Origin of the sequence: Francisella uliginis (assembly GCF_001895265.1) — a bacterium.
GTDB lineage: Bacteria > Pseudomonadota > Gammaproteobacteria > Francisellales > Francisellaceae > Francisella > Francisella uliginis.
On sequence record NZ_CP016796.1, the window covers coordinates 638,266 to 662,895 of the forward strand.

The window sequence follows — 24,630 nt, forward strand, 5'->3', positions numbered from 1 at the left end:
AAAATTTTGTAAATAACAGGTAAAATAATAACGCATTTACTTTATTTTTTCTAATAAAAAGCAGCATAAAACTTTCAATTAGATAAAGCCTTTAGCCTAATCATTAATATTCCCTATTACTCGTATTGTATGGTATTTATTTTGTACTTGCAAATAGTCGTGATTTATTAAGATAGACAAATTTAGTATCTTTGCTATTTCTGTTATTTTTTATAATAAGCGATTTTGCTACTTAGATGAAAAATTTAGTTTGTCTTTTACGATAAAAATACTATTTTAATATTTTGATTTTCCTATAATATGGTAATGTTAGTTTAATAAGTTTAAAAAAATAAGGTAGATAAAATGTTTGGTTATATATTTGATAAGATAAAATCGACTATTTTTTCAAAGATTACGCCATTTCAATTGCTTTTAACATCATTGTTTGCATTTGTATTTGGTTTTATTCCAGGAATATCATATTCACCACTATTATTTATAGGGGTGATATTTTTAGTTATCATTCTTAGAATTAATATAGGTGTATTCGTATTCATTGCAATAATAGCAAAAGCTCTTTCATTTATTTTAGAGGCTGTTAGCTTTTCATTAGGGCAGTTTTTACTTGATGGATTTACCCAGCCTATATTTAAAACGCTAGTTAATACTCCAATTGTAGCTTATGCTGGTTTTGACTATTATCTTGTTGCTGGAGCTTTTGTACTTTCGATTATTTTAGGTTTGATCTTTGGAGTTATTATCGCCAAAGTTTACAAAAAAATAGTTGCTAAAATGTCAGCAATTCAAACTGGTACAGAATTATATAACAAAATCACAAAAAACTTTTTTGTAAAAATTGCTAGTTGGATTTTCTTAGGTAAAAATGTTGCAAAAATTGATTGGGTTAAGATGAAGAATCGCAAATTCAGACAACCATTTAGAATAACGGGAGTTATTTTGGTTGGTTTGATTATTGCAGCTGTAGCTTACGCGCCACAGATCCTAGAGACTTCATTAGTATCAAATATCATCAAACAACAGCTAACAAAAGCTAATGGTGCAACTGTTGATTATAGTTCTTTAAAATTAGATTTGACTGATGCAAGACTTAAAATAACTGGGTTAGGAGCAGCAGATCCAGCAGATCTTAATAAAGACAGATTCTATGCTAAATCTATTAGTTCTAGTATAAATATTTCACATTTACTGACAAGACAAATAACATTAAAAGATGTTGTTGTTGAGGGAGTATCTCTAGATAAAAAAAGAAAGTCTAAGGGTAAGTTATATATAAATAGTACTGAGCCAGCAGCGTCGAAAGAAGAAAGTCAAAAAGCTTCTGAAGCAGCTAAAAAGCAAGCTATTGATAAAATTAAAAAAATGGGTGGAGATCTACAACAAGTAGACTTACAGCAGTTAAAAGATAATGCTAAAGAAGTCAAAGATGTTGCAGGGAATATAAAAGAAGCAGTAGAGTTTCTATCAAGCTTTAGATCTAGCGAAGCTAAGGTAACAGATTCTCAAGTTAAGCAGAAAATTATTACCCCTAAAGATCAAGCACAGGTTTATGGTTATGCAAATGTTAGAAATGAAGATTTACGCGATAAATATCCTAGTTTTGTAGTTCAAAATATTGATATCAAGAATTATAAAGATGGTGATACTTTGTATGATGCTGTCATTACTAATATATCAACAAATCCGGAGCTTTTAGGAAAACCTACTAGAGTGGGTGTTAAATCAACTAACAATAAAGATCTTGATGTTAATATTGTTATTTCTAATAAGCCAAATGTTGATAATACAGTCAAATTTGATTTAGATAATGTTGCAGGCGATGCAATAAAAGGTTTAACAATTCAAGGTATAGGCTTAGATGCTGAAAGTTTAGCAGTTTCTGGTAGTGGTACTTGGCAGTTTAGTGGGGTTAGAAATGTAATGTTCAATATTCCATTACAGCTAAAATTTAAAGATGTAGGCATTAACTTTAATCAGTTTAAACAAAATATATCTGACTTGACATTAAAAGGTATCATTTCAGGTGATTTAAATAATGTTGGATTTGGTGTAGATACATCATCATTGAAAAATCTATTAAGCGTTGATACTGTGAAAAATACAGCTTCACAAGTAGCTAAGCAAACTGGGTTGGATAAAAAAGCTCAGCAATTTTTAGATAAGACTAAAATAAATGGCCAATCATTAAAAGATATAAACGTAAATGGCAAATCAATAAAAGACTTAAATTCACAAGATATAAAAAACTTGAATCATCAAGATGTGAAAAACTTAGCATCTAGTTTTGGTGTTCAGATCTAAAATCTATCTCTTAAGTTTTATTCTCTCAGCGAACAACTATTGAGAAATCATTTTTTTCTAAAAATGGGGTAAAATAATTCATTTTCAACTATTTATTGTTTCTAATTATCCTAATTTCATTTAGACTTGTATAAAAAAATATTTTACTAAGTTGCTGCTTAATTTTTTTGCATGGTTTATCATTGTTGGGTAAGATTCAAATGTAAGCTGTATATTTTGTATTTATTTAGTTTTTTAGCAAGAAGTTTGTTTTGTAAATGTAATTAGTTTAAAACTGATTATATTAGATTTGAGATTTTGGAGATATTTACATGAAAAAAATATTATTAGCTATTTTAAGCTTTTCGGCATTAGCGTTATCGAGTTGCTCTACCTACCATGAGGCTGCAAAAGCAGATAATAATACGCAGAGTATTAGTAAAAGAACGGATGATTACGCAAAAATCATTGCTATTCCAGCTGTCTTAGATGAATTGTTAAATGATAAAATGACTCCATCTATTGGTCCTAAAGACGCTAAAAAGGCTGTAGTCGTTTTCTATGATTATGGTTGTGATAAATGTACCCAAACATATGAAAAAATGTCTAAGCTGATTAAAGAAGAACCCGATGTGAGATTTATATTTAAAGCTTATCCTTCATTAAAGGCAGATGACGACGCTGCTAATTATGCATCGTTGGTTGCTAACGAAGCGTATTTGCAAGGAGGGCCAGAACTCTTTAGTGAATATAATAAGATCATCTACACTGAGCGTGAAGCAAATGGTAAATTAACAAATGAAGATATTGATAATGCTATTAAGCAGTTAAACATCAAAGCAAATAAACCTGAGCTTAAAAAACAAGCAGCAGAAGAAGAGCTAAAGACAAAAAAAGTAGCTAAATTAATTGGCTTTCAAGGACCTCACTCATATATTGTCTTACCAACAGATTTAGCAAAAATGGGCTCACAAAAATTAGAAGATAATGTTAGTCAAATATGTGTCATAGCTTTTAATGAGCCAAGTGATGCTGAAGATTATCATAAATCAGTTGATTGGTCTATTGATAAGATAAAGACAGAGTTGAAGGGCATTAAATAAAAGCTAAATTTATAAGTTTTAAATCTACAATTTTTATTTTCATGTTTATTCTATTTTCAGTTATTTATCGTGGTTTCATTACTTTGCTTAGAGGCGATTTAAGCATGTCATAATTTGTTATGTATGTTTTTTATTCTTGATTTATTTCTCAATAAGTATAGCTTTACATGAATAAATCCCTTGGCACATTCAAATAATATAAAATGAAGATATATAAAAATTGATATAGTAAAAACTCTTTCAAAAGGTCCAATAGTATGTAATAGCATATTTGTAAAATAAAGATAAACCAATACTATAATCAAAAAGAGTGTTACTAAAAGATTCAGTATATTAGGTATACCTTTTTCTATATATTTTTTCTGGGAAATGTTATAAATAATTTGGCTTTTTATTTTATATTCATAGTTTGTTCCATAAATTAGAAGAATGTCTCCCTTTTTTATTCTACTTCCTTTTAGCTTATGTTTACTTACCTTAATTGATTTTTCTCCAAGGATGATTTCTATTAAATCATTCCTGACTTTTACTTCTAAAACTCTTCTTAAGAAAACGGTTGATATTTTCCATTTCATTTTTATATTTGGATTTTTCTATTATCTTTAGCTTTTATTGTATATGTTACGTATAAGATTATCATTAAGTATGTTATTTTAGCTTGTTATTTTTTGTATATATTTATTTGTCAATTTTTGATAGTATGGTTAATGAGATAAGATAGTTTTATTTAAAATAAGGATGTTTAAAATGCTTGCAAAGCTACTAAATAAAGACTTTGAGCCTTTAGTCGACAATTCGGTTAAGAAAGAAAAATTTATAGTAAATGATATACGTAGTTATGCTGATGAGGCAAATACCGTACCAATAGACGATACTTCTGAGTTAAGGTTCTGGCAAAAAAATTTTCAACAGCAGCCTTTAAAAAAGTTTAATCAAACTGATTTTAGTGATAAAAATTCTATTCTGTTACAAATAGCATTTAGAGAGCCTAATAGTGATGTGCGACAGTTTTCAGAAAAAGTAAAAGCTCCAAATAATTATTCAGAGGCAAATAAACATCTACCAACATCAGAAAAGAGGGTGTACAACCTTAGAAATGTAGATGATGTAAATATGCAACACTATGGTGTTGAATTAGTAAAATTAGAAAAACCTATTGTTTTGGATCTGGACGGAGATGTTTATGAAAATATCAAACCTTATCTAGATGATATATTTAAAAATGTTAATAAGGTTTTTTCAGATGCAGATAAGATAATATTACGATCAGCTCTGGTTAGAAACATTGTCAAAGATTCTAATGATAAAGGTATTGGTTCAGCACACTCTGATTTTACTTGTTCATCTGGAGCACAATGTCGAAACTCTTTGATAGAAAAAGGACTACTAAAAGAAGGGCAGAAATATATATTTGTAAATGCATGGATGCATGTGAATCAAAAGTCTCAAACTTCGACGTTAGTCTTTATGTCTGGTAAATATGCACAAGCAGCAGATATGGGCATTATAGAGGTTAAATCAGAAGAATTTAAGAACTCAAGCTATAGGTTAAAAGATAGCTCTAATCACTTTTGGGGATATTTCCATGACCTTGATATTAATGAGCTAGTGGTTTTTAAACAATTTGATAGTGAAAAAGCTAAAGCTTATCAAAATCATAATGATGTAACTTATCACTCAGCAGTAAGACTATCAGAGGGTGTTGATATTAGAAGTAGTATGGAGCTTCGTTTTATTATAACTTTCGATTAAAATTTGACTCTTACTTATCAAAGACTTTTAAGGCCGCTAAAAAAGTATCAATATTTGCATCTTTCTTAGTAGCATTCTCACTTAGATATCGGCGATAAACTCTGGCATTTGGTAAGCCATTAAAAAGATTTAAGGTATGCTTTGTTATATTGTTAAGCTTAATGAAAGGATCTTTTTGCATTTGCTGAGTGATATACTCAGCCATTTTGTATCCGACTTCAAGCGGGGTTATTTGTGATTGCTCTTGATTGTAGAATTCATGATCAAAATCTCTAAATATCATAGGATTATGATATGCCTCACGTCCAATCATTACACTATCAACATGCTCTAGATGTTTGTGAGTATCTTCAATAGAAGTGATACCACCATTGATACCAAGCTCTAAGTTTGGAAAGTCTTTTTTGATATTGTAGACAGTATCATATTTAAGTTCAGGAATTGTTCTGTTTTCCTTTGGTGACAGACCACTTAGCCAACCTTTGCGTGCGTGAATACACACAAAATCAACACCTGCTTGAACTTGCTTGTCAACAAAGTTATACAACTCTTCATAACTATCATTATGGTCATAACCTATACGGCATTTAACAGATACTGGAATGTTAATACTATCTTTCATAGCTTTGACACAATCAGCTACTAGATTTGGTTCAGCCATTAAAGATAATCCGAAGTTGCCTTTTTTAACTCTCTCGCTAGGACAGCCAACGTTTATGTTGATCTCATCGTAGCCTAATTTTTCAGCTAGTTTACCACATGTTATAAAATCTTCGGGTACACACCCTCCAAGTTGAAGAGTGACAGGATTTTCTTCAGGATTATATTTTAGTAGAAAATCTTTATTTCCATGAAGTATAGCGTTTAAAGTAACCATTTCAGTATATAGCATTGTTTTTTTTGTTATCAAACGCATCATGTAACGGTAGTGTTTATCTGTCCAATCAAGCATTGGAGCAATACATATTTTTCTACTACTTTGGTTCATTCTTAATAATATAATTAATTAGTTATATTGGATCGTTATTATAACTTAAACGATGAATTATTTTATCTATAGGAGTGCGATATTTTTCAGTATTTTTTGAATATCTAGCATAGCGAGGGTCTGCTCTATCGTATAACCAGTTTGCTAAGTCCCAGCCATATGTGGTTTGGAAACAAAGTTTACCAAATTCTGTTAGATTAAATTCTGCTTGAGTTTGTAAACAGCCTGTCATAAAAACATCAGCATAAGTTTGCAGAATGGGGTATTTTTTTGTTGGGAATTCAGCATCCTTAAAATCTTTTACATACATCCAGAAGTCTCCTTTAGGTAAGCTTTTTACTCCTAAAGGAACAATATCCTTGCGAGGAACTTTAACTCTACAATAAGAGGCTTCTCTTAAATCTGTAGCAGATATATCACCAGCAGTCGCTTTGTAATATATAGCATTCATTGCATACCCTTGATTAGGTACTGCAAGTAAAAATGTTGCATGTGATTTCTCTCCGCGCGATGCCCATAGTCTTTCAAAACCACTTACTAATATAGGAGCAGCATATGTGGCATCAGGCACAGTTATTTGTCTGGAGTCTTTGTTCATAAGGCTTCCATAACCAATAACATAGTTTTTCTTCTTAGAACTTACATTAGGGCGACAGTTTGTAGTATCTTCAGGAGTTTGTGAAAGCTTATTTTGTTCTAATATCTGTAGTTCACTTTCATGTATAGATGTTGCTTTCTCAAAACCAGTTTTTTTACCTATAATGAAGCTTAATAAAACTATTGCGATAATTATAATAGCTATTAATATATTTTTCTTTTTCAAAACTTTAGACAAGATGGTTTTTATATTTCCCTAAATATTACCATTTCCATATAAAATAAAAAACCTAAGCCTTTATATAAATAATGTAACCGTCACGAATCTTGTAGCATTAAAGAGTTCGTAGTGATATTAAAATCTACTTTATTGATAGATTCTGCTCTTTCAGATTCAAGTAAGCCACTAAAAATAATGTAGACTAAAATGACTAGTATGGGTGCTACAATAGATGCTATAATTAGTGATATTTTTGTGGTGACTTTTTTCAAAATATTTAAATGCAAAACTTTTAAATTGCGTATTATACATGTTTTTCTATCAAAAGGAAGTTTTAAATAATTCATTGATGAATCATAATTAATATAAGTGTTAATTTGTGCTATAATGGCACCTAATTGAGTTTATAAAAAATGTAACTTGGAGCTTATTAATGTCTGAGAATAAAGCTTATGATTCATCGAGTATTAAAGTACTCAAGGGTCTAGATGCGGTTAGAAAAAGACCAGGAATGTATATTGGTGATACTGATGATGGTAGTGGCCTACATCATATGGTCTTTGAAGTTCTTGATAATGCTATCGATGAGGCATTGGCAGGGCATTGTGATGACATTAAGGTTATCATTAATAAAGATGGCTCAGTATCAGTTTCTGATAATGGGCGAGGTATTCCGACAGATATACATAAAGAAGAAGGTCGATCAGCTGCTGAGGTTATAATGACTATACTCCATGCAGGAGGTAAGTTTGATGATAACTCTTATAAAGTATCAGGTGGTTTACATGGTGTAGGTGTATCTGTAGTAAATGCATTATCTGAATCATTGTCTCTAGATATTTGTCGTAATGGTTATAGATATTTTCAAGAATATACTCATGGTGTGCCGCAGTATCCATTAAAGCAACTTGAGAAGACGGATAAAAGTGGTTCGATAATTACATTTAAGCCTAGTAAAGATACTTTCTCTTTTGTTGAGTTTGATTATGATATTTTGATGAAGAGAATTAGAGAGCTTTCTTTCTTAAACTCTGGTGTAAAAATAGAGCTTATTGATAAGATTAATAACAGATCTGAAGTCTTTAAATATGATGGTGGTATTGTAGCTTTTGTTGAGTATTTGAATAAGAGTAAAAAACCAATTCATGAGAATGTTATAGCTGTAAATGGAATCAAAGATGATATCCAAGTAGAGCTTGCTCTACAATGGAATGACTCATACAAAGAGTCAATATTTTGCTTTACAAATAATATTCCTCAGCGCGATGGTGGTACTCACTTATCAGGCTTAAAAGCTGCCGTTACTAGAACAATGAACTCTTATATTGAATCAGAAGGGTTAAATAAAAAACTTAAAGTGTCTCTAACTGGTGAAGATACTCGAGAAGGTTTAGCTGCGGTATTATCTGTAAAAGTTCCAGACCCAAAGTTCTCATCTCAAACAAAAGATAAGTTAGTATCTTCAGATGTTAAATCAGCTGTAGAATCATTAGTTAATGAGAAGTTACAAGAGTTTCTTTTAGAGAACCCTAAAGAAGCTAAAATTGTTTGCGAGAAGATATTAGATTCAGCAAAAGCTCGTGAGGCTGCGCGTAAGGCTCGTGATATGACTCGTCGTAAGGGAGCTTTAGATATTGCGGGTCTTCCAGGTAAGCTAGCAGACTGTCAAGAAAAGGATCCATCTTTATCAGAAATATATCTGGTGGAGGGTGATTCAGCGGGAGGTTCAGCTAAGCAAGCTCGTGATCGTAAGACTCAAGCAATATTGCCTTTAAAAGGTAAAATTCTAAATGTTGAAAAAGCACGTTTTGATAAAATGCTTGGTTCCCAAGAGGTTGCGACACTTATTAAGGCTTTAGGCTGTGGTATTGGTGCAGAAGACTATAATCCAGATAAAACAAGATATCATAAAATTATCCTGATGACGGATGCCGATGTTGATGGATCTCATATTAGAACACTGCTTTTGACATTCTTCTATAGACAAATGCCAGAGCTTGTAGAAAGAGGTTACTTATATATTGCACAACCTCCTTTATATAAAGTTAAGAAAGGTAAGCAAGAAACATATTTGAAAGATGAAGATTCCTTAGCAGAATATCTTGGTAATATTGGTCTTGAAGGAGCTAATATTTATCTTAGTAATAGCAATGTTATATCTGGTCAGATTTTGGCAAATTATTATGAACTTTACCAAAAGTCTGAAAAAGTGATCAAGAAATATGCAAAAACATATCCTGAGAAGTTGCTTAGAGTTATGGCATATAGTGCAAAATATGTTGATGATAACGTTGATATTAAACAATGGTGGGAAGCTATTGTTGAGAAGTGTAATGAAAAAGCATTATCTTATGAAAGATTTGAACTTATAGAGTCAAAAGAGATTGATAGTGATGATCAAGAGAGTATTTCTTATGGTGTTAATCATTATATAAACGGCTATGATACTGACTATATAGTCAAAAATAGTTTCTTTACAACTAAAGACTATGAAGATCTTGTTACATATGGTGATGTATTATCTGATATATCTTTTGATGGAGCATATGTGGAAAGAGGGTCTAAAAAAGAATATGTAGATGATTTTGAGTCTGCGGTTGATTGGTTACTACAGGAAGCGAGAAGAGGTAATGATGTTCAGCGTTATAAAGGTCTTGGTGAGATGAATCCTGATCAGCTTTGGGAGACAACTATGGATCCGGATAATAGGATATTACTACAGGTTTCTGTAAAAGATGCTGTTGAGGCAGATGCTTTATTTACAACTCTTATGGGTGATGAGGTTGAGCCACGTAGAAACTTTATTGAATCAAATGCTTTAAACGTTATAAATTTAGATGTATAACAAGGTAATCTAGTTTAAATCTTTTTGGAGCGCTTTATGCTCAACCAATATAACAAACTTATTCTTCTAATATTCTTCCTTCCTTTCGTTGCTATTGCAGATGATGTTATTAAGCCTCTAGCATTGCATAAGGGTGATACTGTAGCACTTTTAGCTTCCGCGTCAGCTGTAACAAATGAGCAAATTCAAGACTCCATAAATAAAATAGAATCTCTGGGACTAAAGGTGAAGTTAGGGCGCTATGTTAATACTATTTACCAAGATGGTTATTTCTCAGCTAATGCAAAATATCGAGCAGAAGATCTAAAGAATGCATTTTCTGACCCTAAGATTAAAGCTATTTTTGAAGTTAGAGGCGGATGGGGCAGTGCTCAATTGTTACCACTAATTGACTATAATCAGATAAGGAATAATCCTAAGATTATAATAGGATTTAGTGATATTACTTCACTACTAATAGCTATAAATAAAGAAGCTGGATTGGTTACATTTCATGGGCCAGTAGGTGTACAACCTTGGCCAGATTTTGCTGTTGAGTCTATGAAAGAAATTCTATTTGATTCTAAAAGGGTAACTTTTAAAAATGTAGCTCATGTCCAAACTATTTACCCAGGAAAATCTACAGGTGTTCTTTTAGGAGGTAACTTAAGTAATCTTGTGGCTTTAATTGGAACTAAATATGAACCTAACTGGAAAGGTAAGATACTATTTGTAGAAGAAATTGGTGAAAAGAACTATCAAATAGATAGAATGATGAATCAGCTATATTTAGCTGGTGTTTTAAGTAAGATTAATGGCTTTGTTTTTGGAGAGTGTACGAAATGTGAAAATCCAATCAAAAGACAACAAACACTAAAAGATATACTTAAATATTATTTGGTTAAAGATAAGATTCCTTCTTTTATGGGCGCTAGTTTTGGTCATGGTGAAAATAATTTTACTATTCCTATAGGTGTTAATGCTGAGATTAATGCAGATGAAAAGACTATTAAAACTTTATCTCCAGCAACCAATAATTAGTTAAGTGGATAATAATGCTATTGAAATATACTTTTACTTAAGATCTATTAATTTACTTTATATCCTTACTAAGTTTAGTGTTGTTATAACTTGTTAGTTTACTTCTGTTAGGTCCTGTATAGCTATATAATGAAGTTGGTTCAGCCCATATGTTTAAAAATGTTCCTAATGAGCCTGATTTGTTTGGTATCGTAGTTAGAAACTCCCTATAACTATTTAAGAATGTATTTAAATAATTTTTTAGTATCATACTGTATTTTTTAAGATCACCATCTTTAGTATCAAGATAAAGAAAGTCGTTTATATTATTTATATAAATAAGAATATTTTTACAGACATTGCTAAAAAGGAATGCTCTCATTTGACCGTCAACTCCATGGTATTGGGTAAAACCATAACTATTTGTTTCAAGAAGTATATTGGCAACGCCTTTGTAGAGTGAGATAATTGTATTTACATAAGGAATATCAGTACTTATATTAATTGGATTTGTTAGAGTAGACTTATTCCAACCTTTTTCCCCAGTATCAATTCTTCTTTTGAATTTTTTGGCATATTCTTGTATTGCTTTTTGAATATCGGCCATTAATTTATTAAAATTTCTTATTTCACCTTGTGGTAAGCCATAGTCTGAAGAAGTTGAGAGTTTTTGTGAAGCTAGTTTTTCTGCTAGCTTTTTATAGTGAATTTGTTGTCGTTCTGAAAATAAACTTTTAAGAAACATTTTACCATTAACTGTTTGTGATAAAAGGTAAGTTAAAACAGTGTTGATTTTATCACTTTCTGATATAAGGTTTGGTTTTTGAGCTGCCTCATTGATGAAAAGTTTATCTATGTTATTTGGACTTTTATTTATAAAATTAACTAAGGCTTCTCCAGTATTAAAATATATTTGATTACCTGTTTTAACTTTAGCTACACTTGATATGTATTTATTTAAATCATTGTTATTGTCCTCAAAAAAACAAGCTTGATGAATTACTGCTAGATAAACAAAAGTTGTTAGTGAGGTTAGTTTTTCAGAAGAGATACTTTTATTCTCAGGATTTAAGCTTGAAAAATTAAAATAATTTGCTCTTTTAAGAGCATAGTTTTTGATATTGGCGCCATTATAAACTAGAAAATCATTTAATACAGATATTATACTAGTATTATCCTGAGCCATATCCATTTGTAAACGCCATTGTTCGGAGGCCTCTATTCCGCTGTTAGATATTAAGTGTCCACTAAGTTTCACTGTGCTTAAATATTTCTTTAAGTCACACTGTCCATCTTGAATAGCTTTAAACATTTGATATTGTTCAATAGCATCAAGAAAAGCCTGTTTTATCGCTTCAGCACTTATAAATTTGATTATTTCCATGATATTTCCCCTTTATATTATTTACTTCTTTTATTTAATTTTAACTCCCGCTTAAATATATATTTATAATAAATATGTTAATTAATGTATTTGTCTAGAATATTTATGAATTGTAATAATTTGTAACAGTAATCTGGTTCGTTACTTAGGTTGAGATTTATCTATATTTAATCCGAATGACTCATGTAAAATAAAGCCTGTCATTCCGGACTTGATCCGGAATCTCCTAGCTAAATGAAGAGATCCTGAATCAAGTTCAGAATGACTTCGTAAAAGTACACAATACAGTCGGATTGACTATATCTAAGACTACCGGGTGACTTAATGAAAAAGGATAAGATAAATAAATAATTTTATTAACGAAAATTAATTATCTATAGCATCTAAAAATACTATAATGCTTCCTGCTATTTCGTTTTAATAAACTAAAAAGGAGTATTCGAAATGTCTGAAATTAGCTTGAAAATAGGCTTGGCAGAGATGTTGAAAGGTGGAGTTATAATGGATGTTGTGAATGCACAACAAGCTGAAATAGCTCAAGAAGCTGGAGCGGTAGCTGTAATGGCTCTTGAGAGAGTGCCTGCAGATATCAGAAAGGATGGTGGTATAGCTAGAATGTCTGATCCTAAACTTATTAAAGAAATAATGTCTGTAGTTTCTATACCTGTGATGGCAAAAGCAAGAATTGGACATTTTGTTGAAGCTCAAATCTTAGAATCTCTAGGTGTTGATTTTATTGATGAAAGTGAAGTTTTAAGTCCAGCAGATGAAATAAATCATATCGATAAGCAGAGATTTAAAGTACCATTTGTCTGTGGCTGTACAAATCTTGGCGAAGCTCTAAGAAGAATAGGTGAAGGAGCTGCTCTTATTAGAACAAAAGGTGAGGCTGGTACAGGAAATATTGTTGAAGCTGTAAGACAGCTAAGACAAGTAACTAGAGATATAAATTATATTAAAAATGCTGATCCCATGGAGTTGATGTCTATCGCGAAAAATATGCAAGCACCATATGAGCTTGTTAGGTATGTTCATAGAGAAGGTAAATTGCCTGTACCAAACTTCTCAGCTGGTGGTGTTGCTACTCCTGCAGATGCGGCATTAATGATGCAGTTAGGAGCAGAGTCAGTTTTTGTAGGGTCAGGAATATTTAAATCAGCAGATCCTCTTAAAAGAGCGAAAGCTATAGTTAGTGCGGTTACTTATTATGATGATCCTAAATTACTTGCTGAGGTTTCAACAGATCTTGGTGAACCTATGACTGGCATTAATTGTGATTTTGAAAAATTCTCAGAAAGAGGATGGTAATGTCAGAGAAAGTAGGCGTTTTAGCAATCCAAGGGGCTTATGTAAAGCATACAGATATGCTTAAGTCTTTGGGGGTGGATGTGAAATTAGTAAAATCTAATAATGATTTTGACGATATTGATAGGCTTGTTATACCAGGTGGAGAGAGTACTACACTTTTAAATGTACTAGCTAAACACTCACTATTTGATAAACTATATGATTTCAGTAGCAAAAATCCTGTGTTTGGTACGTGCGCTGGAAGTATTATTTTATCGAAAGGACAAGACTATCTTAGTTTGATTGATTTAACTGTTGAGCGTAATGCTTATGGCAGACAGCTAGATAGTTTTGTTACAGATCTTGATTTTAATGATAAAATCGTATCAGGAGTGTTTATTAGAGCTCCTAAGTTTGTAGCTGTTGGAGATGGTGTGGATATCTTATCTAATTATAATCAATCGCCAGTTTTAGTTAGACAGGGAAATATTCTGGTTAGCAGCTTTCATCCGGAGCTAACAAATGATTTTTCAATTCATCAGTACTTCTTAAATATGTAAATTATTTTTGGCATTTTTTACAGTAAAAAGTATTTCTTTGGCCAATAACTAAACTTTGAATTTTTGTATTACAGGTATAACATTCTTGGTTTACTCTACCGTAGACATTAAGTTGTTGAGTGAAGTAGCCTGGTTTTCCTTCAGTGTTTTTATAGTCTTTAAGAGTAGTACCACCCTCTGCTATAGCTTTTTGTAATATCTTTTTTATCGATTCTACAAGTTTATTAGCTTCCTTTTTAGTAATGGTATTAGATGCTCTAGTAGGTAATATATTACTATCAAAAAGTGCTTCACTGGCATAGATATTGCCAACACCAACTACTATGGAGTTATCCATAATTGTTTGTTTAATCTTTCTAGATGTTTTTGAAAGTTTCGCAAGTAAATATTTAGAATTGAAATCATCTGTTAGGGGTTCAACACCATGAGAAGCTAAAACCTTATGTTCAAGAGGTGAGTGATTAGTATTAATTAGCCAGTAACCAAATTTACGTGGATCGTTATAAATCAGGCTAGTGTTGTCTGAAAGTCGTAAAATTATATGATCATGTTTGACTTTGCTATATGTATTGGTTTCTTTAACTTTGATTACCCCAGACATTCCTAAGTGTATTATTAGTTGTAAATCTTCTGCTAATGTTACAATAAGGTGTTTTCCTCTTCTTTGAATGTCATTTATTACTTTATCTTTGATATTTAAAAATAGATCTTTTTGTATAGGGTAGCGCAGTTTATCTGTATTTATCTCTATATCTATGATCTTTTTATTAATAATATTTTTGTTTAAGCCTCTTTTTACAGTTTCTACTTCAGGAAGTTCTGGCATAAATTTTATATTGTTATAAAAATTAATGTGAGTATATGATAACATAATATGCTATGCAGTAAGTTTACATTGTCAATTAACGTAGGATAAAAATGCGCCTAAATCAGCTTAAATCTTCTATACATAAAAGACTTAATCAATCTTATATATATGATTGTAATAAAGAAATTGATTTTAGACAATTTAAGAGCGGTTCGATAATTGTTGCTAATGATACTAGCATAATTAGTGTTCTGGCATTAAAAACATTTCTAGATAATCAAAGTGTAACAGTATTGGGTACTTTTGATGAGCGTGCGAAAGGTTTAGAAAAAACTATGGAAAAGATCGGCATTGATTTTGTTGATCATATTAGTTTTTGGGATCATCAAGGAGTGCTACTAGTTAATAAAAACCTGATTTCACAAGTAGAGCAAAATGACAATAGATTTTTGATGTTTATTTGTGGGCCTGAAATGCCTAGCTTTCCTAAACGTAAGAATCTAGATAGGCAAGTATTTTTTGATATATCTAGCTTACAAAGTCTAAGAACTCTAAATGAAGAGATGGAAGACCTTTCTGTAAAAGCGTGGGAGGAGTACCTGTGTCTACTTAAAGCTCCAGCAGAAATATGGTTTAGACAAATGCTTAATGCTAAGAATAATTTAGTTTTAACTGATACAACAGGTGTAAGCTTAGATGGCCATAAGTTTGCTACAGGCGCTGTTTTAATGTCTAAAAAACTTCAAGAGATTACAAAGCAAGAAGATAATGTTGGAATATGTCTACCTACAAGTGGAGGTGGCTATCTAGCAATTTTAGCGCTTATGATAAGTGCTAAGTCTATAGTTAATCTTAATTATACAGCTTCAGAAGAAGCTTTAAGACATGCAATAAAAAATGCTGACATAAAAACTATTATAACTTCTAAGGCATTTGTTGAAAAACTCACACATAAAGGTTTCTTTGTCGAGGAGGTATTCTCGACTTGTAAAATAGTTTACCTAGAAGATATTAAAGCAAAAATTAAAAAAGCCGAAGCTATTAAAACACTTCTTAGCATTAAAATGCTACCAGCAGATTGGCTTGTTAAGAAATATATTAAACCAACAAAACTAGAAGATTTGTCTTTTATAATTTTCAGTAGTGGAAGTGAAGGTGTACCAAAGGGAATTGCTATTAAGCAGAAAAACTTATTAGCAAATGTTTACCAAAGTACAAATGTTATTGAGTGTAAAGATAGCGATTCAGTAGCTGGCATATTGCCGATTTTCCATGCTTTTGGTTTGACTATCTCATTGGTTTCACTTTTCCAGGGAGGCTATATTGCTTGCCATCCAGATCCAACAGATGCAAAAGGTGTAGCAAACCTAATCAGAAAGAATAAAACTACAGTACTTTGTGCAACACCGACATTTTTAAGAATCTATACAAAAAATAAATCAGTTAAAAAAGAAGATTTTGCAACTATTAGGCTTATTGTTACTGGGGCAGAGAAATTATCAAAAGAAGTTCGCTCAATGTTTGAAGAGAAGTTTGATAAGGTAATAAATGAAGGCTATGGTACCACAGAGCTATCGCCAGTTGCTGCAGTAAATAGGCCAAGCAAATCACCAAATAAAATTGGCACTGTAGGGCTTACTGTGCCTGGTGGGCAGTTTAAAATTATACATCCAGAATCTCATGAAGAGCTTCCAAATGGCACAGAAGGTATGATTATCTATAGAGGTGTCAATAAAATGGACTATTATCTCAATGACCCTAAAAAAACAAATGAGGTTATGATCGAGAAATATGGTCATATGTGGTATATAACCGGAGATAAAGGTAAAATTGATGGTGAGGGATACTTAACTGTTGTCGATAGGTACTCTAGATTCGCTAAAGTAGCAGGGGAAATGGTAAGCTTAGGTCTTCTTGAGCAGAAAGTTTATGATGCATTAAGAGAAAAAGGCTATGATTCTCATCAAATAGATTTTGAGGTTTTAGCGGTAGCTACTTCAGATACAAAACGAGGAGAGATAATTAGCTTACTATATACTTTAGAGGATTTGGAGCCAAATGATTTGAAAGATATTGTAAGGCATTCTGGTATAGAGAACTTATATAAGCCAACAAATTATTTTAAAGTTATAGATATACCTAAACTAGGATCAGGCAAGACAGATTTTTCAAAGGCTAAAAAACTAACTAATGAATTAGTCAAGGCATAAAAAATGCATTTCTCAGTATTGTTACAAGAGTCGATAAATGACTTAAATATAAATCCAAATGGAATTTATATTGATGCAACCTTTGGTAGGGGTGGGCATTCTAAAGCAATTTTAAGTAAGCTTGATAAGGGGCGTTTGATAGCTTTTGATAAAGACCCTGATGCTATTGATTATGCTAAAGAGAAGTTTTCTTGTTTTGAGAATTTTGAAATAGTCCATACAAGCTTTGCTAAAATTCATGAATATTGTCAGCAAAATAATCTTCTTGGCCAGGTTGATGGGATTATTATGGATCTTGGGGTTTCTTCACCGCAGATAGATAATGCTGATAGAGGTTTTAGTTTTATGTATGATGGTCCATTAGATATGCGTATGAACACTACTGATGGGATGACAGCAAGTGAAGCTTTAGATAGTTTGTCTGTAGAAAATCTTACTTATATATTCAAAGTTTATGGTGAAGAGCGTTTTGCGAAAAAGATTGCTCAGAGGATAAAAACATATATACAAGAAAATGGTAGTATAAAAACTACTTTAGAGCTATCTAATCTAATAAGAGAGACAATAGGTAAAAGAGAGAAAAAAAATCCTGCAACTAGATGTTTTCAAGCTTTACGTATTTATGTTAATAATGAATTGGGAGATTTGGAAGATTTGTTAGAGAATATCTTAGCCGTCATTAAAGTTGGCGGTAGGATCGCAGCAATATCTTTTCATTCTCTAGAAGATAGAATCGTCAAACAAAAATTTACCTCTTTAATTAATCCTAAACAAGAAATTAATCGTATTACAAGGATGCTGCCTCAAGATAGCAGCAATATAAAATTAAAATGGATTACTAAAAAAACAAAAGCGAATCAAGATGAACTTGATCAAAACGTACGTTCTAGAAGTGCTATTTTAAGGGTGGTAGAAAAGCTATGATGTTAACAAATCGACAGATTAGAATAAGGCTTTTTGAATCTCTTAAAAATAGTTTTTTTAGAAAGACAGTGGGAATATCTTTTGTGTTGCTTCTTATATTGTTAATAACTGCTTTTAGCTTAATTGTTGTTCGTTTTGAGTATAAGCTTCAATTAAATCAACAGAAAGAGCTAATTGTTGAGGATTCTAAGTTAGATGAAGAATGGAGCCAGATTGTTTTAGAGTATAGTTCATTAGCTGCCCCAACAGCAGTTGAGAAGTTTGCCGAAAAAGAAAAAATGTCTTTGCCAACAAAGAAAGATTTACGTTTTTTGAATGAGCAAGATGAGGATTCTAATAATGAGTAGTTATAGACCTAAGCTTAGGCATTTTGTTGTTATTGTTCTTCTTGTTATAAGCTTTATTGTTTTATTCACTAAGCTTGTTTATATGGAAACTATTCAGTATCCAAAGTTAAAGCAAGAAGGTGATAATCGTAGTGATAGAAGTATAAATATCAAAGCCTATAGAGGTATTATAGTTGATAGAAATGGTAACCCTTTAGCTATTAGTACTCCGGTTGATACTATATGGGTTGATCCATTTTATGTAAAGGCTGATAGTCCTCAGCTAGAGCAAGTCATGAATATTTTAAACTTGTCTAAAAAAACAAAAGAAAAGATTGAAAGACAAGTTAAGCCTAGAGAAGGGCGTAGCGGTTTTGTTTATATTAAGCGAAAAGTTCAACCATATTTATCACAAAAAGTAAAAGATCTTGATATAACAGGTATTCATGTTATACGTGAATTTAAGCGCTACTATCCTTTAGCAGAGGTGGCATCACAGATTGTTGGATTTACCAATATTGATGGAAAGGGGCAAGAGGGACTTGAGCTTGAATTTAATAAATTCCTAACAGGCCAGGATGGTTACTTTGAGTATAAGAAAGATCTTCATGGTGGGGTTGCATCTAAAAATGAAGATAAATATGTTGAGCCAAAAAATGGTCATAACTTACAGATAAGTATTGATTCTAGAATTCAATATATTGCATATAAGTATCTAAAAGAAGGCATGATTCGAACTAACTCAGAAGCAGGCTCAGTGATTGTTGAGAATGTTCACACTGGTGAAATATTAGCAATGGTAAATTACCCTTCATATAATCCTAATAGCATGGCAGATGCATATCCTGATAGACGCAGAAATAGGGCTGTAACTGACGTATATGAATTAGGTTCAGTAATGAAAACTTTTGCTGCAGCTACAGCACTTACATATGGTGATAATGTAAGTGCTAGTGAACCAATTATTGACACTCACCCAGGATTTTATCGTATAGGCAAAAACACTGTCCGAGATGAGAGAGATTATGGTGATGCAGATCTTAGATATATTTTGATGAAATCTAGTAACGTTGGTATTTCTAAGATGATTCTGAGCCTAACAGATCCTACTATATTAGAGTCTTCTCTAAGAAACTTTGGCTTTGGTGATAAAACAGGAATAAAACTTCCTGGAGAAAGAGAGGGGTATGTTCCCGTAAAAGATAAGTGGGGTGACTTTCAGTTAGCAACTTTATCTTTTGGTTATGGAATGAATGCTACAGATTTACAACTAGTTGCTGGAGTATCTGCTATTGCAAATGATGGTCAGTATATTAAACCAACTATTTTAAAGAGACAACCAGGCGAGCAAATTAACTCTAGGCCCGTTCTTTCGAAAAAAGACTCTAAAGAAATGATAAGTATGATGGAGTCTGTTGTTGAAGGATTGGGAGGTACTGGTCCAAAAGCTAGAATTCCTTTGTATCATGTAGCAGGTAAAACAGGTACTGCCAGGATGCTAGAAGGTGGAACTTATGGGGCTAAATATTTAGCTAGTTTTGTTGGAATGGTTCCAGCGAGTCATCCTGATTTAGCAATTGTTGTGACAATTAAAGATCCAAAAGGCGATCATTATGGCGGTGGTTCAGTTGCTGCACCAATATTTGCTGATGTTGCTTTAAATAGTTTACAAATCTTAGGTATTCAGCCTGATAATCTTAATAACTAAAACTTTTGTTTTTTAGATCTTTATAGTATATAATTACGCGTTGGTAAACTGTTCCTTTGTGCGGTTTATCCAAAGTTAATTATAATCAAAAACAAACGGAGAAAAGTTATGTTAACAGCACAAGATAAGCAAAATATTATTAAAGAAAATCAACAGTCAGAAGGTGATACTGGTTCTCCAGAAGTTCAAGTTGCACTTTTAACTGCTAGAATTAATGATCTTCAAGGTCACTTTGCGACTCATAAAAAAGACAATCACTCAAGAAGAGGTCTTTTAAGACTTGTAAGCCAACGTCGTAAATTATTAGATTATTTACATGGTAAAGATGTAGAAAGATACCGTAGCCTAATCAAAAAATTAAATCTACGTAGATAATCAAATCTCATCTTAGTTGTTCTTACATCATATAAAATCAAAAAATAAGGTTAAACTGTGAAAATATTTAGAGAAGTCTTTGAATTAGGAAACAAAGAAATTGTTCTTGAAACAGGTGGAATGGCTCGTCAAGCAGATGGGTCAGTAACGGTAAGTTGTGGGAATAATGTTGTATTAGTTACTACAGTAGTTAAAAAAACTGTAGCTGATGGTCAAGATTTTTTCCCATTATCGGTACATTACTTAGAGAAAACTTACGCTGCTGGTAAAATACCTGGCGGTTTTTTAAGAAGAGAAGGTAGGCCTTCAGAAGAGCAAATACTTATTTCTAGGTTGATAGATAGATCTATTAGGCCATCTTTCCCGGATGGTTTTTTTAATGAGATTCAAATAGTTGCTACTGTTGTATCTTATGATGGTTCATTTTCACCAGATATATTAGCATTAATTGGAGCATCAGCTTCTTTAGCTATTACTGGTGCGCCTTATGATGATGTTATAGCTGGTGTAAGAGTTGGATATATAAATGGTAAATATATACTTAACCCTAATAAAGAAGACTTAAAAGAGTCAGCTTTAGATTTAGTTGTTTCTGGTACTGATGATGCTATTTTAATGGTTGAGTCAGAAGCAAACAGCTTGCCAGAATCAGTTATGCTAGGTGGTATTTTATATGCTCATAAACATTTAAAAACTATCATTTCGTCTATTAATAAGCTTGCTAAAGTGGCATCTAAGCCACGTATGGAATATTCTGTATATCAAATAAATAAAGTTTTAAAATCACAGATTAAATCACAGTTTTTTGGTGAAATAAAAAATGCTTACACTATAGCATCTAAGCAAGAAAGAAATATCAAGCTTAATGAAATCAGAAAAAGTGTTTTAGAGTTTATATTCTCTAGCGATGTTGATAGTGGGGAATATAGTGAAAAAGAAATTCTTGAAGCTTTCCATGATATAGAAAAAGATCTTGTGAGAGCAAATATCCTAGAAGGTAAACCTAGAATAGATGGTAGATGTACAGAAACTATAAGACCTATTAATGTTAAAGTTGGGGTTTTACCAGGTGTGCATGGATCAGCTTTATTTACTAGAGGTGAAACTCAGGCATTAGTTGTTACTACATTAGGTAGTGATAGAGATGCTCAATTAGTCGAATCTTTAGATGGTATGGAAAAATCTAGATATATGCTACATTATAACTTCCCTCCATATTCTGTAGGTGAGTGTGGTATGGTAGGTATGGCACCAAAGCGTCGTGAGATTGGTCACGCTAACTTGGCTAAACGTGCGACACAAGCTGTTTTTCCTAACCAGGACGCATACCCTTATGTTGTAAGAATTGTTTCTGAGATTTTAGAGTCAAATGGTTCAAGTTCTATGGCAACTGTTTGTGGTTCATCTTTATCTATGATGGATGCAGGTGTGCCAATAGCTGAGCCAGTAGCAGGTATTGCTATGGGGCTTATCAAAGATGGCTCAAAATATGCAGTATTGTCAGATATATTAGGTGATGAAGATCATCTTGGTGATATGGACTTTAAAGTAGCTGGTACTAGATATGGTGTTACAGCTTTACAGATGGATATTAAGATAAAAGGTATTTCTAGAGAAATTCTTGAGCAAGCTTTAGAGCAAGCAAGAGTTGGTAGATTACATATCTTAGGTATCATGAATGAAGTGATAAAAGAGCATAAAGAAGCAGTTTCTGATGTTGCTCCGCAAATTCATGTTATGAATGTAAATCCAGCAAAAGTTAAAGATGTAGTTGGTCGTGGTGGCTCAGTTGTAAAAGGCATTGTAGAAAAAACTGGTGCACAAATAGACACTAATGATTCAGGGGAAGTTAAAATCTTTGCTAAAGATAAGGCTTCTTTAGATATGGCTGTTGCAATGGTTGAAGAAATAGTTGCTGAAGCTGAAGAAGGTCAAGTATATAAAGGTAAGATTGTTAAGCTTTTAGATTCTGGGGCTTTTGTGAACTTATTTGGAAAGCAAGATGGTTATTTACCTTTTGCAGATGTTGAACAAGCAGGTATTAAAACTAACTCTTTAGTTGAAGGTCAGGGTCTTGAAGTTGTAGTTCAAGCTATTGATAAGATGGGTAGAGTTAAGGTTGGTATAGTAGCGAGGTAATTTTTATGAGCGAAGAAGTTCAAAGTGTAGATCCAATAAACTTTACAGATGCAGCATCTTTAAAAGTAAAAGAGCTTATTGAAGAGGAAGGCGATAAATCTCTTAGCCTTAGAGTATATATCACAGGCGGAGGTTGTTCTGGTTTTCAATATGCTTTTGCTTTTGATAATGAAGTAAAAGATGATGATATGGTTATTACAAAAAATGACGTACGTCTTCTTGTTGATTCAATGAGCTTCCAATATTTAGTTGGTGCTGATGTTGATTATAAAGATGATGTTGAAGGCGCATACTTTGTAATTAGAAACCCTAATGCGAAAACTACTTGTGGTTGTGGCTCATCTTTTTCTGTATAATTAAATTAAATATTTCCAAATAAAAGAGATTTGTATGAAAATCGCTAATTTTGAAGTAGGGAATGGTAAGCCATTTTTCCTAATGTCTGGACCATGTGTGATTGAATCTGAGCAGATGGCAATGGACACAGCAGGTTATCTTAAAGAAGTAACTGAAGATCTTGGAATTAATTTTGTTTATAAATCATCTTTTGATAAAGCAAATCGTTCTTCTATAAATAGTTTCAGAGGCTTAGGTGTTGATAAAGGATTAGAGATCTTATCAAAAGTCAAAAAAGCTTATAATGTTCCTGTTGTTACAGATGTTCATGAAGATACACCATTTGCTGAAGTAGCTGAGGTCGTAGATGTTCTACAGACCCCTGCTTTTTTATGTCGTCAAACAAATTTTATCTTAGACGTTTGTAAACAAGGTAGACCTGTAAATATTAAAAAAGGTCAGTTTTTAGCTCCATGGGATATGCAACATGTAGTAGCTAAAGCTAAAACTACAGGTAATGAGCAAATTATGGTTTGTGAAAGAGGTGCAAGTTTTGGTTACAATAATCTGATTTCAGATATGCGTTCTCTTGAGATCATGAAAGATACTGGTTGTCCTGTAGTTTTTGATGCTACTCATTCGGTACAACTACCAGGTGGCCAAGGAACTTCTTCGGGAGGACAAAGAGAATTTGTACCAGTTTTATCAAAAGCTGCTATGGCAGTTGGTATTGATGGATTATTTATGGAGACTCATCCAAAGCCTGATGAAGCTAAAAGTGATGGACCAAATTCATTCCCGATGTATAAGATAAAAGAATTTCTAAGTTTGCTTCAGGAATTAGATAATTTAGTGAAGAATCAACCTAAAATAGAATTATAAGGTTTAGCATGGCTGGTAAAGAAGATGTTTTTATAATAGGAATTGTTGGCGGTTCAGGTTCAGGCAAGACATTATTTTCAAACGCTATTATTAAAAAGTTAAAATCGAAACATTTAAATAAAATAGCTGTAATTTCAGAAGATCGTTACTATAAAAACTGGGGTGAAATGGTTGGCTTCGAAGAAGCGTGTAAAATAAACTATGACCATCCAGATGCCTTTGATCATAAGCTATTAAGAAAAGATTTAGATAACTTGATACAAGGCAATGATATACATATTCCTTATTATGATTATACAACTCACTCTAGAGTAGAATCTAAAGCTGAAAAAATCGCTGGTGGTGTAAGTGTTATCATTATTGAAGGTATTATGCTCTTTAATGACCGTAAACTTCTGAAAATGATGGATTTTAAGGTCTATATGGACACGCCATCTGACTTATGTTTTATTAGAAGATTGATGCGTGATCAAAATGAAAGAGGTCGAAGTGTTGATAGTGTTATTAATCAATATTTAGAAACTGTTAGACCGATGCATATTAAATTTATTGAACCATCGAAGAGAAAAGCTGATATTATAATTCCTGATGGGGCTCAAAATAAAACTGTTATTGATGTAATATATAATAAAGTAAGACAATTATTAAAAAGAAATGGAGTAAAAAATGGCTAGAGTAACGATTGAAGATTGTTTAGACAAAGTAGAGACAAGGTTTGACTTAGTGGTTTTAGCTTCTATGAGAGCGAATAATATTTTAAAAAAAGGTTATTCAGAGTCTATAGAGAATGAAAAAAAAGAAAAAGCTACGGTTGTAGCATTAAGAGAAATTGCTGAATCAGAGATAACAGCTGAGCAAATTCTTAGAAATGAAGTAGAGGGTTAGTTTTTTCGGAGATATTTAAAAA

General features: G+C 32.1%; 22 protein-coding genes. 17 read left to right on the plus strand and 5 right to left on the minus strand.

The genetic code is table 11. From position 1 onward, the window contains the following. Positions 1 to 345: 345 nt before the first annotated feature. On the plus strand, positions 346 to 2,301 hold the full coding sequence (locus F7310_RS03165; protein ID WP_072711709.1) for a TIGR03546 family protein: 1,956 nt from the start codon (positions 346 to 348) through the stop codon (positions 2,299 to 2,301). A 311-nt stretch (positions 2,302 to 2,612) separates the two neighbouring features. Beyond that, on the plus strand, positions 2,613 to 3,383 hold the full coding sequence (locus tag F7310_RS03170; RefSeq protein ID WP_072711711.1) for a thioredoxin domain-containing protein: 771 nt from the start codon (positions 2,613 to 2,615) through the stop codon (positions 3,381 to 3,383). 107 nt (positions 3,384 to 3,490) lie between these two features. Here F7310_RS03170 and F7310_RS03175 read toward each other — a convergent pair whose 3' ends face one another. After that, complete coding sequence (locus F7310_RS03175; protein ID WP_072711712.1) at positions 3,491 to 3,958, minus strand: hypothetical protein; 468 nt, start codon at positions 3,956 to 3,958, stop codon at positions 3,491 to 3,493. A 172-nt stretch (positions 3,959 to 4,130) separates the two neighbouring features. Between F7310_RS03175 and F7310_RS03180 the strand changes: the two genes are divergently transcribed. Beyond that, a complete protein-coding gene (locus F7310_RS03180) occupies positions 4,131 to 5,135 on the plus strand; it encodes a hypothetical protein (protein WP_072711714.1) in 1,005 nt (334 codons plus the stop codon). A gap of 10 nt (positions 5,136 to 5,145) precedes the next feature. Here F7310_RS03180 and dusA read toward each other — a convergent pair whose 3' ends face one another. Together dusA and chaC are read right to left on the minus strand one after the other, a co-directional pair. Next, positions 5,146 to 6,123, minus strand: a complete 978-nt coding sequence (gene dusA / locus F7310_RS03185) for a tRNA dihydrouridine(20/20a) synthase DusA (RefSeq protein ID WP_072711715.1) — start codon at positions 6,121 to 6,123, stop codon at positions 5,146 to 5,148. Positions 6,124 to 6,145: 22 nt separating this feature from the next. Beyond that, on the minus strand, positions 6,146 to 6,946 hold the full coding sequence (gene chaC, locus F7310_RS03190) for a gamma-glutamylcyclotransferase ChaC (protein WP_072713527.1): 801 nt from the start codon (positions 6,944 to 6,946) through the stop codon (positions 6,146 to 6,148). Positions 6,947 to 7,373: 427 nt separating this feature from the next. Between chaC and gyrB the strand changes: the two genes are divergently transcribed. Next, positions 7,374 to 9,785: a DNA topoisomerase (ATP-hydrolyzing) subunit B gene (gyrB, locus tag F7310_RS03195; protein ID WP_072711717.1), complete on the plus strand. Its 2,412-nt coding sequence runs from the start codon at positions 7,374 to 7,376 to the stop codon at positions 9,783 to 9,785. Positions 9,786 to 9,821: 36 nt separating this feature from the next. Next, positions 9,822 to 10,805: a S66 peptidase family protein gene (locus F7310_RS03200; RefSeq protein WP_084645177.1), complete on the plus strand. Its 984-nt coding sequence runs from the start codon at positions 9,822 to 9,824 to the stop codon at positions 10,803 to 10,805. 52 nt (positions 10,806 to 10,857) lie between these two features. On the opposite strand, the gene F7310_RS03205 is transcribed toward F7310_RS03200, so the two are convergent. Then, entirely contained in the window at positions 10,858 to 12,168 is a 1,311-nt protein-coding gene (locus F7310_RS03205; RefSeq protein WP_072711720.1) for a hypothetical protein, read from the minus strand. 444 nt (positions 12,169 to 12,612) lie between these two features. Between F7310_RS03205 and pdxS the strand changes: the two genes are divergently transcribed. Then, positions 12,613 to 13,476 (plus strand): pyridoxal 5'-phosphate synthase lyase subunit PdxS, encoded by an 864-nt coding sequence (gene pdxS, locus F7310_RS03210; protein WP_072711721.1) that lies wholly within the window; start codon positions 12,613 to 12,615, stop codon positions 13,474 to 13,476. Next, a complete protein-coding gene (gene pdxT / locus F7310_RS03215; RefSeq protein WP_072711723.1) occupies positions 13,476 to 14,015 on the plus strand; it encodes a pyridoxal 5'-phosphate synthase glutaminase subunit PdxT in 540 nt (179 codons plus the stop codon). Before pdxS ends, pdxT begins: the two co-directional genes overlap by 1 nt. Position 14,016: 1 nt before the next feature. Here the strand turns inward: pdxT and mutM are convergent, their stop codons facing one another. Further along, entirely contained in the window at positions 14,017 to 14,841 is an 825-nt protein-coding gene (gene mutM, locus F7310_RS03220) for a bifunctional DNA-formamidopyrimidine glycosylase/DNA-(apurinic or apyrimidinic site) lyase (RefSeq protein WP_145951721.1), read from the minus strand. Positions 14,842 to 14,933: 92 nt separating this feature from the next. Here mutM and migR point away from each other — a divergent pair, with 92 nt between their 5' ends. From migR to rpoZ, 10 genes are all read left to right on the plus strand, one after another. Continuing rightward, on the plus strand, positions 14,934 to 17,033 hold the full coding sequence (gene migR / locus F7310_RS03225; protein ID WP_072711727.1) for an iglABCD operon regulator MigR: 2,100 nt from the start codon (positions 14,934 to 14,936) through the stop codon (positions 17,031 to 17,033). A gap of 3 nt (positions 17,034 to 17,036) precedes the next feature. Then, on the plus strand, positions 17,037 to 17,957 hold the full coding sequence (gene rsmH / locus F7310_RS03230; RefSeq protein WP_072711729.1) for a 16S rRNA (cytosine(1402)-N(4))-methyltransferase RsmH: 921 nt from the start codon (positions 17,037 to 17,039) through the stop codon (positions 17,955 to 17,957). Beyond that, entirely contained in the window at positions 17,954 to 18,304 is a 351-nt protein-coding gene (ftsL, locus tag F7310_RS03235; RefSeq protein ID WP_072711730.1) for a cell division protein FtsL, read from the plus strand. Before rsmH ends, ftsL begins: the two co-directional genes overlap by 4 nt. Further along, positions 18,297 to 19,991 carry a peptidoglycan D,D-transpeptidase FtsI family protein gene (locus F7310_RS03240; RefSeq protein ID WP_072711732.1) on the plus strand — a complete coding sequence of 565 codons (1,695 nt, stop codon included), beginning with the start codon at positions 18,297 to 18,299 and terminating at the stop codon, positions 19,989 to 19,991. Before ftsL ends, F7310_RS03240 begins: the two co-directional genes overlap by 8 nt. A 108-nt stretch (positions 19,992 to 20,099) precedes the next feature. Continuing rightward, positions 20,100 to 20,366, plus strand: coding sequence for a 30S ribosomal protein S15 (rpsO, locus tag F7310_RS03245; protein WP_072711734.1), 267 nt, complete (start codon positions 20,100 to 20,102; stop codon positions 20,364 to 20,366). 57 nt (positions 20,367 to 20,423) lie between these two features. Then, positions 20,424 to 22,505 (plus strand): polyribonucleotide nucleotidyltransferase, encoded by a 2,082-nt coding sequence (gene pnp / locus F7310_RS03250; protein WP_072711736.1) that lies wholly within the window; start codon positions 20,424 to 20,426, stop codon positions 22,503 to 22,505. Between the two features lie 5 nt (positions 22,506 to 22,510). Beyond that, on the plus strand, positions 22,511 to 22,861 hold the full coding sequence (gene erpA, locus F7310_RS03255; RefSeq protein WP_072711738.1) for an iron-sulfur cluster insertion protein ErpA: 351 nt from the start codon (positions 22,511 to 22,513) through the stop codon (positions 22,859 to 22,861). Between the two features lie 34 nt (positions 22,862 to 22,895). After that, a complete protein-coding gene (kdsA, locus tag F7310_RS03260; RefSeq protein ID WP_072711740.1) occupies positions 22,896 to 23,723 on the plus strand; it encodes a 3-deoxy-8-phosphooctulonate synthase in 828 nt (275 codons plus the stop codon). Positions 23,724 to 23,731: 8 nt separating this feature from the next. Next, entirely contained in the window at positions 23,732 to 24,397 is a 666-nt protein-coding gene (gene udk / locus F7310_RS03265) for a uridine kinase (protein ID WP_072711742.1), read from the plus strand. After that, positions 24,390 to 24,608 (plus strand): DNA-directed RNA polymerase subunit omega, encoded by a 219-nt coding sequence (rpoZ, locus tag F7310_RS03270; protein ID WP_072711744.1) that lies wholly within the window; start codon positions 24,390 to 24,392, stop codon positions 24,606 to 24,608. The genes udk and rpoZ overlap by 8 nt, the downstream gene beginning before the upstream one ends. Positions 24,609 to 24,630 lie beyond the last annotated feature (22 nt).

Bases quoted from the DNA above. Each gene is read 5' to 3' on its own strand.
- F7310_RS03205 (WP_072711720.1), bottom strand. From the start codon at position 12,168: ATGGAAATAATCAAATTTATAAGTGCTGAAGCGATAAAACAGGCTTTT.
- ftsL (WP_072711730.1), top strand. From the start codon at position 17,954: ATGATGTTAACAAATCGACAGATTAGAATAAGGCTTTTTGAATCTCTT.
- migR (WP_072711727.1), top strand. From the start codon at position 14,934: ATGCGCCTAAATCAGCTTAAATCTTCTATACATAAAAGACTTAATCAA.
- gyrB (WP_072711717.1), top strand. From the start codon at position 7,374: ATGTCTGAGAATAAAGCTTATGATTCATCGAGTATTAAAGTACTCAAG.
- pdxS (WP_072711721.1), top strand. From the start codon at position 12,613: ATGTCTGAAATTAGCTTGAAAATAGGCTTGGCAGAGATGTTGAAAGGT.
- pdxT (WP_072711723.1), top strand. From the start codon at position 13,476: ATGTCAGAGAAAGTAGGCGTTTTAGCAATCCAAGGGGCTTATGTAAAG.
- F7310_RS03165 (WP_072711709.1), top strand. From the start codon at position 346: ATGTTTGGTTATATATTTGATAAGATAAAATCGACTATTTTTTCAAAG.
- F7310_RS03170 (WP_072711711.1), top strand. From the start codon at position 2,613: ATGAAAAAAATATTATTAGCTATTTTAAGCTTTTCGGCATTAGCGTTA.
- mutM (WP_145951721.1), bottom strand. From the start codon at position 14,841: ATGCCAGAACTTCCTGAAGTAGAAACTGTAAAAAGAGGCTTAAACAAA.
- rpoZ (WP_072711744.1), top strand. From the start codon at position 24,390: ATGGCTAGAGTAACGATTGAAGATTGTTTAGACAAAGTAGAGACAAGG.
- F7310_RS03175 (WP_072711712.1), bottom strand. From the start codon at position 3,958: ATGAAATGGAAAATATCAACCGTTTTCTTAAGAAGAGTTTTAGAAGTA.
- rpsO (WP_072711734.1), top strand. From the start codon at position 20,100: ATGTTAACAGCACAAGATAAGCAAAATATTATTAAAGAAAATCAACAG.
- F7310_RS03180 (WP_072711714.1), top strand. From the start codon at position 4,131: ATGCTTGCAAAGCTACTAAATAAAGACTTTGAGCCTTTAGTCGACAAT.
- F7310_RS03240 (WP_072711732.1), top strand. From the start codon at position 18,297: ATGAGTAGTTATAGACCTAAGCTTAGGCATTTTGTTGTTATTGTTCTT.
- F7310_RS03200 (WP_084645177.1), top strand. From the start codon at position 9,822: ATGCTCAACCAATATAACAAACTTATTCTTCTAATATTCTTCCTTCCT.
- udk (WP_072711742.1), top strand. From the start codon at position 23,732: ATGGCTGGTAAAGAAGATGTTTTTATAATAGGAATTGTTGGCGGTTCA.
- kdsA (WP_072711740.1), top strand. From the start codon at position 22,896: ATGAAAATCGCTAATTTTGAAGTAGGGAATGGTAAGCCATTTTTCCTA.
- erpA (WP_072711738.1), top strand. From the start codon at position 22,511: ATGAGCGAAGAAGTTCAAAGTGTAGATCCAATAAACTTTACAGATGCA.
- rsmH (WP_072711729.1), top strand. From the start codon at position 17,037: ATGCATTTCTCAGTATTGTTACAAGAGTCGATAAATGACTTAAATATA.
- dusA (WP_072711715.1), bottom strand. From the start codon at position 6,123: ATGAACCAAAGTAGTAGAAAAATATGTATTGCTCCAATGCTTGATTGG.